17 protein-coding genes are annotated in these 12,872 nt (G+C 36.9%); 4 read left to right on the top strand and 13 right to left on the bottom strand.

What is annotated here, in order from left to right; all coding sequences use genetic code 11:
* The coding region (locus tag GQS54_RS23120; protein WP_205967890.1) for a hypothetical protein at window positions 1-202 on the top strand (202 nt) is incomplete at its 5' end.
* 161 nt (window positions 203-363) lie between these two features.
* On the opposite strand, the gene GQS54_RS22445 is transcribed toward GQS54_RS23120, so the two are convergent.
* Window positions 364-576, bottom strand: coding sequence for a hypothetical protein (locus tag GQS54_RS22445; RefSeq protein ID WP_166426153.1), 213 nt, complete (start codon window positions 574-576; stop codon window positions 364-366).
* A 354-nt stretch (window positions 577-930) separates the two neighbouring features.
* Here GQS54_RS22445 and GQS54_RS22440 point away from each other — a divergent pair, with 354 nt between their 5' ends.
* Window positions 931-1,134, top strand: a complete 204-nt coding sequence (locus GQS54_RS22440; RefSeq protein ID WP_166426152.1) for a hypothetical protein — start codon at window positions 931-933, stop codon at window positions 1,132-1,134.
* A gap of 43 nt (window positions 1,135-1,177) precedes the next feature.
* On the opposite strand, the gene GQS54_RS22435 is transcribed toward GQS54_RS22440, so the two are convergent.
* Window positions 1,178-1,567, bottom strand: coding sequence for a hypothetical protein (locus GQS54_RS22435; protein WP_166426151.1), 390 nt, complete (start codon window positions 1,565-1,567; stop codon window positions 1,178-1,180).
* An 857-nt stretch (window positions 1,568-2,424) separates the two neighbouring features.
* Between GQS54_RS22435 and GQS54_RS22430 the strand changes: the two genes are divergently transcribed.
* Window positions 2,425-3,033 (top strand): hypothetical protein, encoded by a 609-nt coding sequence (locus tag GQS54_RS22430; RefSeq protein ID WP_166426150.1) that lies wholly within the window; start codon window positions 2,425-2,427, stop codon window positions 3,031-3,033.
* On the opposite strand, the gene GQS54_RS22425 is transcribed toward GQS54_RS22430, so the two are convergent.
* Both GQS54_RS22425 and GQS54_RS22420 read right to left on the bottom strand, forming a co-directional pair.
* Window positions 3,009-3,203, bottom strand: coding sequence for a hypothetical protein (locus GQS54_RS22425; RefSeq protein ID WP_166426149.1), 195 nt, complete (start codon window positions 3,201-3,203; stop codon window positions 3,009-3,011). The genes GQS54_RS22430 and GQS54_RS22425 overlap by 25 nt on opposite strands.
* A 438-nt stretch (window positions 3,204-3,641) precedes the next feature.
* On the bottom strand, window positions 3,642-6,278 hold the full coding sequence (locus GQS54_RS22420; protein WP_166426148.1) for a DUF3560 domain-containing protein: 2,637 nt from the start codon (window positions 6,276-6,278) through the stop codon (window positions 3,642-3,644).
* A gap of 431 nt (window positions 6,279-6,709) precedes the next feature.
* Between GQS54_RS22420 and GQS54_RS22415 the strand changes: the two genes are divergently transcribed.
* Window positions 6,710-6,946, top strand: coding sequence for a helix-turn-helix transcriptional regulator (locus tag GQS54_RS22415; protein ID WP_166426147.1), 237 nt, complete (start codon window positions 6,710-6,712; stop codon window positions 6,944-6,946).
* A gap of 20 nt (window positions 6,947-6,966) precedes the next feature.
* Here the strand turns inward: GQS54_RS22415 and GQS54_RS22410 are convergent, their stop codons facing one another.
* The 9 genes from GQS54_RS22410 to GQS54_RS22370 form a co-directional block, all read right to left on the bottom strand.
* Window positions 6,967-7,158, bottom strand: coding sequence for a hypothetical protein (locus GQS54_RS22410; RefSeq protein WP_166426146.1), 192 nt, complete (start codon window positions 7,156-7,158; stop codon window positions 6,967-6,969).
* A gap of 325 nt (window positions 7,159-7,483) precedes the next feature.
* Window positions 7,484-8,104, bottom strand: a complete 621-nt coding sequence (locus tag GQS54_RS22405; protein WP_166426145.1) for a hypothetical protein — start codon at window positions 8,102-8,104, stop codon at window positions 7,484-7,486.
* Window positions 8,097-8,459, bottom strand: coding sequence for a hypothetical protein (locus tag GQS54_RS22400; RefSeq protein WP_166426144.1), 363 nt, complete (start codon window positions 8,457-8,459; stop codon window positions 8,097-8,099). Before GQS54_RS22400 ends, GQS54_RS22405 begins: the two co-directional genes overlap by 8 nt.
* Window positions 8,440-9,150 carry a TrbI/VirB10 family protein gene (locus GQS54_RS22395; protein WP_166426143.1) on the bottom strand — a complete coding sequence of 237 codons (711 nt, stop codon included), beginning with the start codon at window positions 9,148-9,150 and terminating at the stop codon, window positions 8,440-8,442. Before GQS54_RS22395 ends, GQS54_RS22400 begins: the two co-directional genes overlap by 20 nt.
* Window positions 9,147-9,863, bottom strand: a complete 717-nt coding sequence (locus GQS54_RS22390) for a hypothetical protein (RefSeq protein ID WP_166426142.1) — start codon at window positions 9,861-9,863, stop codon at window positions 9,147-9,149. The genes GQS54_RS22395 and GQS54_RS22390 overlap by 4 nt, the downstream gene beginning before the upstream one ends.
* A gap of 2 nt (window positions 9,864-9,865) precedes the next feature.
* Window positions 9,866-10,723 (bottom strand): TrbG/VirB9 family P-type conjugative transfer protein, encoded by an 858-nt coding sequence (locus GQS54_RS22385; RefSeq protein WP_166426141.1) that lies wholly within the window; start codon window positions 10,721-10,723, stop codon window positions 9,866-9,868.
* A gap of 21 nt (window positions 10,724-10,744) precedes the next feature.
* A complete protein-coding gene (locus GQS54_RS22380) occupies window positions 10,745-11,494 on the bottom strand; it encodes a hypothetical protein (protein WP_166426140.1) in 750 nt (249 codons plus the stop codon).
* A 15-nt stretch (window positions 11,495-11,509) separates the two neighbouring features.
* The gene (locus GQS54_RS22375; protein ID WP_166426139.1) at window positions 11,510-12,472 is read right to left on the bottom strand and encodes a type IV secretion system protein; all 963 of its coding nucleotides are present in this window, start codon (window positions 12,470-12,472) and stop codon (window positions 11,510-11,512) included.
* Window positions 12,472-12,816 carry a hypothetical protein gene (locus tag GQS54_RS22370; protein WP_166426138.1) on the bottom strand — a complete coding sequence of 115 codons (345 nt, stop codon included), beginning with the start codon at window positions 12,814-12,816 and terminating at the stop codon, window positions 12,472-12,474. The genes GQS54_RS22375 and GQS54_RS22370 overlap by 1 nt, the downstream gene beginning before the upstream one ends.
* Between the last annotated feature and the right edge of the window lie 56 nt (window positions 12,817-12,872).

Here is a 12,872-nt window from a genome sequence, read left to right as displayed (position 1 = left end):
TAAATTCGAGACAGGGGGAACCGCCCTAGTTGCACAAGCGAAGCGCGGAAACTTGGGGGATGTATCTAATTTAGTGGCTCAAGGGGGAACGATAGCCCCCAGTGCTTTTGCGTTAATGGCAGTTACCCGTGCGATAGCCGGGCGAAAACAGAGATCTTCTTGTCTGGTTGAGTGCTTGCATAACAGAATGGCCGTGAGGTAACGCCCACTCCCGAACAATCGCAAATATAACCAATAGCTATTTTATTATTCAGTTCTAAGAGTACTATTTGCCGATGTTTGAATAAGGATTAATTCGATTTAGAAAGGTCAGATAGTGAAAAGCCTCAATGAAAATTGAGGCTTTTGAGTCGGCTAGTAAGCCTAAGCTTGCGCTATAATATGCTCTTTAAATTTATTATTAATATAATAAATATCACCGCAGCCAATAGTTTCATGCTGAGCGATTATAGTTCCACTAACATCAATGTAATCATTCAATAAATCCTGACATTCACAAGAAGGCACGACAGTGAAATTAAATGAGTTAATTAAGTTTGAAAAAGTAACTATATCTACTTCAATCATATTATTCATAATTTATATACCTCAATTTAGAGGCAACTTCATTGTCCGTATGGACAACTAAAAAGTTGCCATACTGGACTTTGAAATAAGCAAATACTTCAAGTTCATTATAGGGTATAAAAGTTCACTTACAAGAATTTAAACGTAAAACACCTCATAAAATAAGGCTTTTCTGTTCGGCTGATAAGCCTATTTATTATAATAATCTGTAAACTTACTATGAATTTTTCATCAATAGTTTACTTGATTAGTTTATCAACAATGATTACTTTCATTCTAGTCAATTTTTAGTCTAACTATGAAATATATAAACGGTCTCTGGGCCAGTGCTTTAAGTATATAATTAATATGAGAAGAAAATAAATGGAAACAAAAATGGATAAATTGGCGTTCGTCAATGCCTACAAAGCTAAAGGTTGGGATAGAAAAAGTTTAGCGAAGAGATGGGGGTACATTAGCGTTAGAAGGATCGACCAAATATCCTTAGAGGTTGAAAACGAACATATAAAAGCACAAGCTCATATAGATCGTTTAAATGGATTACCTGATATCACAAACGAACTGTAAAAATATCGACTAACCATCAATAACAATGTGATACTAAGCACATTTATTTACCAATTTTATATACATTAGAAGGGATCACGTTGTAGTCAATTCCGGGTAACACCCGTTTACCAACAATAACTGGCTTTTCATTATCTAGAACCAATTTCACACCATGGGCCGTGTAGATGCCCATAAGAAGAGATTCGACGTTAATATCAATCCATTGACTAAAGTATTGTTCTCCAGGCGTATACCCCGTAATCCCAGTTATTAATGCTTTACGCTCTTCAGATAAGAGACTTTTATCGATGAAACCATCAAAAAAAATATTGGACCACTCATCACCTTTAATAACAGGCACAGTCTGGCCGCAAAGAGGGCGTTTACCGTCTTTTATTTCGGGGGATAAATAAACCACTATCCCGTGATACTTTCTTCTTAAACATGGCATACAAAAACTGTATATTAATACAGTTGTATTTTGTAGTTAAATATCAATAAAGTTATCCACAAAAACAGTGGATAACTTTCATTCAACAGAACTAAAATACCAGACTGTGATATTCAATCGGCGTTACCCAGTGACGAAGAGAACCAGCGTGCTTTAGAAGCGGGAAAAGAGCAGTTGAAAAAATGACACAAAAACCCTCAAGAGACTAATAATAAATTTAGGGCACAAAAAAACCCGAGTTGGAAGTTCGGGCTAATCTGTTTTATGTGAAGCACATAATTCTTAGACACCTCTTATACTACACAATATGTGTACAAATGCAAGCAATTTAACCTGCCCTTATCAATACAATTGTGTAAACTGTAACTGTTTGAGAAAGCTAATGAATTTGGGTATCAAAGGTTTGAAGTAAAATCCTTGGTCGCGGTTTGGAACCCGTTGACACATCTAACCCAAAGGAAGAGGCACATAATTCTTAGACGAAGAGTGGAACAGAGAAACAAGGTATTGAAGGTGTTTTTTCTGTGAGCTTTTTCCTATGAAAATAGGAGAAACGTAATGTTAGAATTGATCACATCAATTTTAGCGGTCGCCCTGATTTTATTGCGCATTGTGCTTGAAATCTTGAAGTTTAGACGTAAAGACTAAATCGACTCGTATCGAAGTAAGGGAATACCAATTCCCTTACTTCAACAAATCTGGCTCTATTTAGCCAACTTAAAAGCCACTTATTTTTAAGTGGCTTTTTTCCTTTACGAAAGCTTATCGCTCACAAATCACTATGTTAAGGCGTGAGCTCAACCGGTAATCTAGATATTTACCCATAATCAAACAACTGATTTTAAAAGGATTTTATTATGACTATGTTTGCATGCTTCGACTTTGATAACTTCGCATTTATCGCTGTGGATAGACGGGTATCGCGTATGAAATTAAACTCTAAAATTGTTGATACTAGTACTTGCGTAAAATTGCTTGAACACAATGATTTTTTTATCACTGGATATGGTCTGCAAGAAGTAATCAAAACGATGTCAAAAGATTATGTAATTTACAAGAACAACAACGATTTATATTCCCGCTTAAAATTAAAAAATCCAAAAGAATTTTTGGATATGACGAAAGTCGTTATGGTCCCTAAAAACCCAGTACAGGGCATTAGAATCATGGTTATAGATTTTTCAAAAGATACTTTTAGCAAGGCGTTGGAAAAGATAGATGGGACAATGGAAGGAAGTAAGTTCATTACGGAGAGTCATCACGAACAGTTCCAAGATTCAATAGAAACTTTACTTTCAGCTAACGCAGAACAAAATACAAACAAAAGAGACTTTCAGGTATTCATTGCCAGTGTTTCTAGCATTTTTAGCTCCCTAGCTAATCTAACTGATGAGGTAAGTGCTGAGTTTGACTATCTTTTTATGTTTGATGACGGCAAGTCTTATTTGAATGAACTTCCAGAGTAAGAGGAATGACACACTATTTTGTTTTTAACTTCAATTAAATCGTGATTAAACTCAACCTGGAGTGCTTCATAAATATTTCTTAATTCCTTTGAATTAGGTACTGACAACCAAGCGTTATAGGCTTTATCTACTTTACGAGAATTTTCTAACAATAGTTTATGATCAGCCATTATATTTCCTTGTTATTCGATATAAATGTGGCTTGCAACGGGAAAAAAATCAACCCAAAATCATTTAAAAGCCTAGGAAATGTAATTTCTGCTATATTTACTCAGATACGCATATGACCAAATAGGGATTAAAATGAAAAGTTTTTCTGAACAGTGCAACTCTAGAGCCGAGGTATCTCAAGGAAAAGCCGTTATCATAACGACGATCCTAACCATTTTGATGTTCATAGTTCTTTCGCTTCTTAATAAGTATATTTTGGCTTTGCCGGTGCTACTTTTTACTTTCGCTTTTTTTATAGGTTCTATGTGCACATGGTTCATAGCAGGACATTTTGCAAAAAAAACTGATAATACTGAGGAGTCGTGAATTCATTCTGAAAAAAAGGCTCGAAAGTTTTTTCTTCGAGCGCATTTGGAATGAAGAGGGCGCGATAGCCCTTAGCCGCTAAAATTCTCACTAGGCAATAGGCTTTCAACTATATTGATTAGATATTTTGATACACGCAAAGCATTCAGTGAAACTTTCCGCACCCATGCACTATTAACGTTAGAAAACTTAAACCCATTTGAAAACATTTCCTTTCTAATTTGACTATTGGGTTTCCCATTTTTGAATTTAAATTGAATACGACCTTCAGAAATATAAACCTTTAACTCCTCACTATCGTAGTTGATAGGCTCCTGATTGTGCATAAACTCTAGGTCAGTTATACGCTTTTTCGTAGCCCTGATATTTGCGCTGTTATTAGTCATTTCATAAGATGCAAAACCAATTTTATTAAGAAAACTAGGTGTTTTCAAACTATCTATTTGAGTTTGATTTAATCCAAAATCTAAAAGCAGCTCACTATCATTATTCTTAATAGCTTTGTTTACTTTTTTCATAAACAATTGTTTTGCTTCTAACTTTAGTAATTTAGCTTTTAACTGCGCTATAGCATTGGGATCATCCGATGCTATGCCGCCGCGCCCCACAGTTGCAGCCCTTTCACTTAGATGATCAGCTTTACTTTTAAGGACCATAGATTTATCAAATTTGGCTACAAATTTAGCTCTGTATCCTCGATCTCTTTTCTCGCTATGGTGTCCGATTAAAATCGGTTGACCGAAGGGGATAACATCAGCCATTTTATGCCCTTCGTTGTATAATTTTGCGCTCATAATCGCTGCTTTTTCTGCTCTACTCTCTAAACGCTCCCTCCGGCCCTCTTGTTTATCTTCGAAGTCAGAGCAAGCAAAAGGGTTATCTTCTGTATTTTCATCGCCTAGTGGCTTATTGATAACGATCAATTTAGTACTTACATTAGTTCCTGACTGCTTGAATGAATTTTCTGGTAAATCTTCGTAATATCCGTCTAATTCAACTAGCCAATTTCTGAAATATTTAGATTTTTTATCCATTCTGAAAAATGGACCAGGCGACATTACCGCTATCAATTTACCTCCGGGCTTTAAAAACTTAAATGAGTGGATAACATGATCTATATCCGCTAATTTTTCAAATGGTGGGTTTATCAAAATTCGGTCGTATTTGGCTGATGGTTCAACGGTCAGAAAATCACAATGCTCTACAGAAAAACCTTTACCCTCTAAAATTTCAGACAAATCATGATTTATCTCATAAGCATCGGCTAAAATATTTGGAAATGATTTTTTTACTGCTTCGAGAATATGACCACTACCCGCGCTCGTATCGGCTACGATGTATTCCTTTGATATATTGGCAAGTTCTAGCATTCTGCCTGTTACGTTTTCATGCGTTGGAAAGTAACCGCTAATATTTGTAAACTGCAAGTTCTCAACTTTAATTTGTAAGGCTTCAGATTTTTTTTGCTCTTCGGTTTTCTCTTCTAATAGCGCCCATATTGCCACCGCTTCAGGGCTTAAGTTTGAACGTTCGCCGGTATCCTTATGATATGAATGCCAACCATTAGTAATTAGGGTTTTATTTCCGCTTAATAAATCATAAATCGCTGATTTACTTTTTATACCTCTTAGTTCTTCGGGTACGTTGCCGGCTGCATGAAGTTTAGATAATGCTAAAAGCGCTTTTTGTGTTCTGTCTAACCTTTCGCCCTCATTCCTAGCTTCGTTAGCTTGCTTCAGACGTCTAGGCGTATTAGTTAATCTATCAGCAAAACAGTTATCAATTTTGCCTTGTAGCCCCTCAGCAAGTTTAATAAATTTATTAGCTAATGCCTGGTTAGCTTCTGTTTTATTACTTGGTTCAATATGTTGTTTTTTTGCGGGTTCTTCAGGAATAAAAATTTCTTTTTCAACAACCGGCAATGCCATGTATTGAATGATATTTTTAGATACTTCCCTAACAGCTAAATATAGTTCGTTTTGATCGTTAACTGTGTGCGTTTTTCCCGTAATAACGTTGACCACTTTATAGAAATAGTTGTCTTCTGCTTCTACATTTCTGTATATATCAAATGTTATACCTTCACACTTAATTCGCTCAGCGGCTCCAACAAAACCCAAATATTGACCAAACTTACCGGAATTTTTAGATAACAAAATAGTTTCAACTTTTTCACCGATACATTGAGTCATCAAGCTTTCGTCTATTGCCTCTTTGCTGTTTTCGTCAAGTGGGCTGACTTGGCCCTCATGAAATAGCGAACACATAGCAAAAAGCTCGTAGTTTTCTTCGATTTTTTTATCTTCACCGGTTTTAACTTCAGTTACTTCAATTTCACGCTTACCTTTGATTGGCGAGGACCAAACTTTAAAAGATTTTTCACCTTTATTTATTCTAAATCCTCTTTCCTTCCACTGATTAAAAGTTAAAAATGTTTTCGCCCCTGTTTCGACATGATGCCACTGAATTAGAATGTCATTCACTCGAAGAGAACATGCGGCAAAAGCTTCAGCTTCGGTTTTTGCTTCGGCTATTCTCTTCTTAATAATTTGCTTAGCTAGTGCGCTTTTTTGGATCAGCTCTTTTTTTGCCAATATTGATTGTGCGTTGGGTGTTTTGCGTTTTTTTGAAACTTGCTTTTTCTTAGCTCCGCCTCGCAGAGAAGAAGTGTTTTTATCAGTGTTGTTTAGGGTGATTAAAGTTGTCATAAGTAGCCTCGTTTGTTGTCTAATTTGCCTTGCTCTTCCGGCGCTCCGTGATTCCCTCTCAACTAGGCTTGGATAAATTCAACCGCATGAACAAAGCCGCAGCTAAGAGAGCGAAGCGAATCTGAACGGGTGTAGGGCATGGCGTAGCGAACTGTGGAATTTATCCAGGCTTAGTTGAAAATCACTGAGATAAGCGGCGGTAAGGCTAATTAGTCATCAAACGAGATAATCCAACTTAATCAACCCTAACGCTGTTAGAAACATGCTCTTGCTGTGGTCTTTGCTTTAGAAGTGTTCTTGCTCTGGTCTTTGTTTTAGAAGTGGCTCTTGCTCTGGTCGTTTTTCTGAGCTTTCGCTCCTATTTTCATGTACCTCTAATAATAACGCTTTTAAGTATGGTAAAATTTGAGCTGTATTTTATGGGGTTACATATGTATTTAATATCAGCTGAACAAATAAGAGCAAGTAGAGCCGTTTTAAAGTGGTCATATAATGATTTAGCGGCTAAATCGATGGTCTCTAAATCTACGATTGTTCGTGTTGAAAACTCTGAAACGTTAACTAATTTTAAAATTGAAACTCTAGAAAAAATTCGCATAGCATTAGAGTCAACTGGTGTAATTCATTTACCAGATTCAAGAACAGTTATCATAAATAAAAAATCCTAAAAACTTCTAGGATTTTATTATCAGGGTATTTGGTAATGATGACAATTTGCCTGATTACTTGAACATACAGGCAAATCGGGATCTGGAATATTTGGCGGGATAGGTTGAGTTACTGGCCTAACTAATGGTCCATCATACGGTGCAACTTGGCTCCAATCGATATTTGGATCTAGAGCTAATTCACATGTTTCTCTCTCAATATCGGTATGCATTAGATCACAATCATCTTGCGAAATTTCAGCACTGCGCCCAGCCCCGTTTCTCTCACAATTAGAGTCTCTATCGAAACACTTTGGTAGACTGGAAAATGGATTAGAAGCCCACCTAATAAGTTTCCATTTATGGTCGGTGCATTCACTTGACCATTCCCCAAAAAGCAATCCAAAATCGCAGACTATTACAGCGCAGACCGACACTTCTTTATTGCTCATTTCACATGAATTATCATCTATGAAATTTCGTGCATCCTGGTCGTCAGTTGCAATAACGGAAGTACAAAATAGAACGCTGAGTATAAGAAATATTGTTTTTTTCATATCAGAGCCCCACTTTTGTTATACCAGTGATTAATGCAGCGTTTTCGCTTAATTCAGCGGGTAAACCTACCACTCTTACGCCTTTCGAAATACTGTAATTCATTCCCCCATCACTCCAGGCACTAATAAAATATATATGGTCTTTGGGTATCCCTGTTTCGATAAGTGCTACTGACAAGCTCCTTGCACGTTTCGACGAAAGCGTTTCAACTCCAACGCTACTGACTCCGTGACTATGCCCAATAATGAGAAAGTATTCTGTATCGATGTTTTCAGATATTAGAGACAGAGATAAATTTTTGTCGTTAATTTCTGCTGATTCATTGAGAAATTCTATATCTACATATTTTAATAGTTTTGAGGCACTTTGTTCTTTTTGTTTAGATATTCTTTCAATGTTCTGTGGTGCTACATAGGTAACTTCAGTTTCTATGGATTGTTTTTTATCTGTTGATTTATCTAATCCCAGTTCAATAACATCGGTATATTTCTTCGAAAAATCGTGAGGGATAATACGCTCAGATTGATTCAATTTTGTTATGTGGTCTCTTAATACATTTGTATTTGAAGCACAGCTTGTTAACAAAAAAACGAGTAACGCCACATTTAAATTTTTACTCATGATGTGGATTCCTTGTCATTGAAACCAACTTGTTTTCGTAATCCACAACAAGAGAATTCTTCTGACCAATAGCGATCAGCAATGCATCCTTTCTTGACAAAACTAGCCCCGAAGGTTGGTGTGGTAAGGTATTATGTAAAATCGAGCTAGCATCGTCTGGAGCATTCTTACCGTTGTAAATTTTGTAGCCGGTCCCATCGATAATATATTCAGCTAGTTGACCAACGGTTCTAATATTCGCCGGGTAATTTGTCCTCACATATGCGTTTAAATCTGAAGCGTACAAGTCTGAAGACTTCACACTTAGGATTAGAAAAAAAGTTGATAAAAGAACTTTAGTTGCTGGCGAAATCATCGAAAATTCCTCCATATGGCGTAATACGTTTAGGCGCGACGATGAACACATTAAATGTTTGACCGCTATTTATTGTTACTGTGGGCACAAGGTTTAAATATTTCTGCGCAATGGGTGAAAATTGCTCTCTCGTTTGTGCGGCTATCTCTGCGTTAGTATTAACAGTTCCCGTTAAACCCCCAGTAGTTTGACCGTCTGAACCTGATGAAACTAATGCATAAGCAACAACGCCAAGAAATTGTGCAAGTAAATGCCTATTTACTTCATCTTCTATACCAGATACACCTTCGTGATCGACAGCTGCGTCCCTGGAAAGATCAACTAATACGTTATCTGGCCTGATTATAGAATGAATGATATATCCAACTCTCGCGCTAATAGGCTCGTTTACATTCGCTATACGAACAACATTTCCATGTATCTTAGAGCCTTTAGGTATGAGGACGTATTCATAGGTTGAATCGTAAACATCATGGGTTACATACGCTCTGAACGGACCTGGATAATCAGATATTAGCTTTTGAGAGAGAGCCGCCTTAATGATGGTTGTAGTGCCTAAAATTTTTCGTCCATCATCAACAGCTTTTACCAATTCCTGTTTAGGTGCTTGAATCGGTGCTTGTATCTCCTGCGCGTTTGCTAGCGAGTACAGTAACGATGTAATAACAAACGACAAAGTTGAAATTTTCATTTATCACCTCTCATTAGATTTTGAATAGAAGGTGGTGGAGTTGAGGGATTTATATCACCGCGTTCAATGGCTTCTCTATACGCTGTTATTTCAGAAATTTGCTGCCTAATAGCCGTTTGCTTTTCTTCAATAGTTTGGGGAGGGTTACTAGGAACAGATCGCGTATTCCTTTTTGATGACTGCGTTTCATCACCATAAAACGCTGAATCATCCCCTAATGAACTGAGGGAAGCCAAAGAACGCATTGCTCTTAATTCCTCTTGCTCCTGAAATTTTTGAAAAGGCGTTGGCGCTATAGTGATCTCTTTTTCAGGTTTAGCGTTTTTTTGTCTACGCCTGTCCTGCTTTTCAGTTACATCAATATTTGATGCAGTTTTACGTGGTGAGAGATCATCGGGTAAACCTGAATTTGCTACTTTCTGATTTGCAGCTTGTGGTGCTTGCCCATTTTGTTCGAGTGAACGATTAAATTCAGCTACAGCGCTAGAAGGGTTGTTAATATCCGCTTCCTGTAATTGCTCTGGTACCGAAGTTTTTTTATTAACACTGTTATCATCCGAATCATCATCCATTGACATACTCACAAACAGATAGATGAATAACAAAGTGGTTAATACTCCAGCTAAAATGAAGTACCTTTGTGCTCCTTGTTTTATAGAAGAAGGGCTCTCTTCATCAAAATCTTCGGTAGACTCAATAATTGTTTCAGACATTATTAGTACTCCCCAAAAGTACTGTTATCACCTCTACTGATATCAAATTCTGAGTCAGCATATTTAAGTGTAAATTTGGGGAATATTCCTGCAATAGTGTACATTTTATTAAGAGTATCGAATTTTGCTTCTATGATTTCAGTTTGTCCTTCAAGCTCAGCTTCGACAATCATGATCCCCTTGTTTTGGTTATGTACTCTTATGTATGTAAATCTTCCATCATCGTAAATATCTGAAACAAAACCATCACCTATAAAATTATTTGTAGTACGCGACTTACGATAATTTTTACTGGGTTTATCCCAGTCATAGCGTGTATATATTTGATAACGGTATCTGCGGAGCGCTTCTAAAACAGCGGTTCTCTCTTGCTCCTTTGCGTCTCTTGTTGCTTGGTTATATTTATCTCTATATAAACGGGCTAGTTCAACGTTAGTGCTGTCCTGTGAGTCATTTTTGCGCAACGAAAGTGCCTGTCTTTCATTGTCAGAAAATAATGTGCCTGTGGTGACTTCATAGCACGTATTCTTGATCGCTTTTTTCCTGTTAATCTTAAAATCATAACTAGTGCCTGACTCACCGACTGCTGACAATGAAGTCGATACACCTTGCGCTTGGGTAGAAGTAGGTTTGATATAAATATGAGGCCCTGCCGTATCACTAGTCCATAGATCTGAATTCCCCACAATAACAGTAGTATTGCGCATTATATTTTCAGGCAGTATCACATGTGTAAATGTATTCGTTGTTCCTTCAATATCATATGTTTTCCCTGACTCATGACCGATTTTCACACAATCAAGAGCGCTGGCGCTTAATGAAAATAAAGAAAAAGCCGTTAGTGTTATTAATTTATTCATAATAATTCCTGCTTGTTTGTGTTATTCCAATTCGGATATGTCTAAAGTGATTTTTTCTTTCAAAATTTCTATACCGATAGGATTAGCTCTAAGTTCGTCACGAGTTAGTTTGTTTAATGTTTTAGATGACTTTATTCGCCAATGCAGATTGATGACTTCTTTAACTGGTTCGCCTTGTTGCTGCCCTGATTTATCTCTAAGTATTCTTTCAATAAATATATTCGTTCTATAAATTTCAGAATCCCCGCCAATAAATGAACCCGCAGATACATCAAAATGGTCAATGAATCTCAATCTAATTTCTTCAGTCCAACCTCTTTGAGTAAAATGTTTAGCTTTTTCCGCTGCGTTATAGTCTTCGTCAGCAGAACCAACAAATGATGTTCTTAATGTTGGCGACATGAATGTAATAGCAAAACCATAATTTCGGCGCATAGAATGGGGATTGACTCCGTATCTTGCTTCAACAAAATCGAACAATAATTTATCAATGGTTAATGGGAAAAAATCAGCTTCTTCACCAGATTTTTTATATTCCACATCCCAAGTCCCATTTGGATACATCTTCATGAAAATCATTTCTGTATTCATTTCAGCGCGTATATTTGCGGAGTTAATCCAAAATCCCTGCACTACGATAATGACCAGGCTTACTAGTAACGCTAAATATATTTTAGTGTTCATAGAAACCAGTTTCGGAACGGTTTCATTTATTTTTGTCGATTCATCTTCGTTGTGTTGCTCTATGATGTTGTTATGTGAACTATTCATATTCATATTTCTCATTTATATCTTGGCGATTAGCTGTGTAATTACTTTGGCCGCACCTTTGCCTGTATTAGCCATCCCCCTACTTGCTCCAGAAACGGCACCACCGAAGCCTTGCGCCATCATCCCTGACAATGCACCTAGCGAAATAAGAAACATAATCCCGACAAGCATGTGTAAATTAATACGCATAATAGCTATGTGATCAGCAACAGGGTTGAATGAAACTGGACCATCTACCACGCCGAATATCGCGCTAAAATAAATGTAATAGAGAGTTAGGCCGACTTTGATAAACAAGTTAAAAAACCAGAATCCCATGAACATTTGAAACCAATTAGTAAACACTGAACGGGTTACAGGCCAAAGGACTAAAGGTAGGAAAACAAGCCCAATTATTTTGCAGAACGCATAGCCCCAAATACTCCATTGTGAAGCGATGAAAACAACAACTTTTAGGATTAGAGTAATTAGGGTGAAAAACAACATTCCGGTAATAGCAAGTAGTCCATCAAGTATCGAAATATCATCAAGAAAGAACCTTCCAATTGTTTCCATTAATTTATTTACAACAAATAGTTTATCGTCTGTACCGGTGGCTTGCTCTTGAATGCCTAATCCAATGGAGTCTGACCATCCCCATAAATCTGATAGCGCCTCATTGTAATTAGCGTAAAAAGCCCAGATCACAAAACATGATATGAAGTAAACTACTAAAGTTCCTACATCATATTTGTTCAAAGCCCAACCAATTACATACCAGGCTATACCGATAAAAGTCATTGCAATCATCATTGCTTTTACAAATTGATTAAACTCTGCCGTGTCATCAGTTAATACATTTTGAACGAAAGTTGATATTGCACCATTTAAGGCCGTATCAGATCTCGATACTTCCTGAGCATGCAGTTGAGTAGAGGCGAAAAAAATTACGTTTACAGCCAGTGTTAAAAGCAAATTTCTAATGGTTGAAATTTTCATCATAGTGGCCTGTAATCTCTAGGTTCCACTTTTAATAAATATCTTTCTATGAATAGAATTTCTGTTGCTAAATCATCAACGGTTAATTCTATTTGCTCATTCCCAAATTTAGCTACGGGCGAGATGACCTTAATTAATTTTATTAGCTCTTCTCTTTTTTGTGTCAAATCCGTTTCACTTAATGGACGGTAGAATTTTTCACTATAATCGTCAGTTCCTCTGGGGGGATACTCTTTGTTAAAATCATCTCTAGCGGAATTTTTACAATCCATTTTCTTAAAAAACGAATCAAGTTCTTCATTGCACTTATTTGCTAAATATTCGTAAGCGTCTGGTGATCCCACCTAGCGTTTAGCAAATTCCCATGGTAACAGGTGGTCGATGCTCTGTTCTGGTTGCA

It is taken from the genome of Paraglaciecola sp. 20A4 (assembly GCF_011378905.1).
Lineage (GTDB): Bacteria > Pseudomonadota > Gammaproteobacteria > Enterobacterales > Alteromonadaceae > Paraglaciecola.
The sequence above is the reverse complement of the archived record's forward strand: the minus strand, read 5'-3'. Positions and strand labels throughout refer to the sequence as shown.

Bases quoted from the DNA above. Each gene is read 5' to 3' on its own strand.
- GQS54_RS22445 (WP_166426153.1), bottom strand. From the start codon at position 576: ATGAATAATATGATTGAAGTAGATATAGTTACTTTTTCAAACTTAATT.
- GQS54_RS22440 (WP_166426152.1), top strand. From the start codon at position 931: ATGGAAACAAAAATGGATAAATTGGCGTTCGTCAATGCCTACAAAGCT.
- GQS54_RS22435 (WP_166426151.1), bottom strand. From the start codon at position 1,567: ATGCCATGTTTAAGAAGAAAGTATCACGGGATAGTGGTTTATTTATCC.
- GQS54_RS22430 (WP_166426150.1), top strand. From the start codon at position 2,425: ATGACTATGTTTGCATGCTTCGACTTTGATAACTTCGCATTTATCGCT.
- GQS54_RS22425 (WP_166426149.1), bottom strand. From the start codon at position 3,203: ATGGCTGATCATAAACTATTGTTAGAAAATTCTCGTAAAGTAGATAAA.
- GQS54_RS22420 (WP_166426148.1), bottom strand. From the start codon at position 6,278: ATGACAACTTTAATCACCCTAAACAACACTGATAAAAACACTTCTTCT.
- GQS54_RS22415 (WP_166426147.1), top strand. From the start codon at position 6,710: ATGTATTTAATATCAGCTGAACAAATAAGAGCAAGTAGAGCCGTTTTA.
- GQS54_RS22410 (WP_166426146.1), bottom strand. From the start codon at position 7,158: ATGCATACCGATATTGAGAGAGAAACATGTGAATTAGCTCTAGATCCA.
- GQS54_RS22405 (WP_166426145.1), bottom strand. From the start codon at position 8,104: ATGAGTAAAAATTTAAATGTGGCGTTACTCGTTTTTTTGTTAACAAGC.
- GQS54_RS22400 (WP_166426144.1), bottom strand. From the start codon at position 8,459: ATGATTTCGCCAGCAACTAAAGTTCTTTTATCAACTTTTTTTCTAATC.
- GQS54_RS22395 (WP_166426143.1), bottom strand. From the start codon at position 9,150: ATGAAAATTTCAACTTTGTCGTTTGTTATTACATCGTTACTGTACTCG.
- GQS54_RS22390 (WP_166426142.1), bottom strand. From the start codon at position 9,863: ATGTCTGAAACAATTATTGAGTCTACCGAAGATTTTGATGAAGAGAGC.
- GQS54_RS22385 (WP_166426141.1), bottom strand. From the start codon at position 10,723: ATGAATAAATTAATAACACTAACGGCTTTTTCTTTATTTTCATTAAGC.
- GQS54_RS22380 (WP_166426140.1), bottom strand. From the start codon at position 11,494: ATGAATAGTTCACATAACAACATCATAGAGCAACACAACGAAGATGAA.
- GQS54_RS22375 (WP_166426139.1), bottom strand. From the start codon at position 12,472: ATGAAAATTTCAACCATTAGAAATTTGCTTTTAACACTGGCTGTAAAC.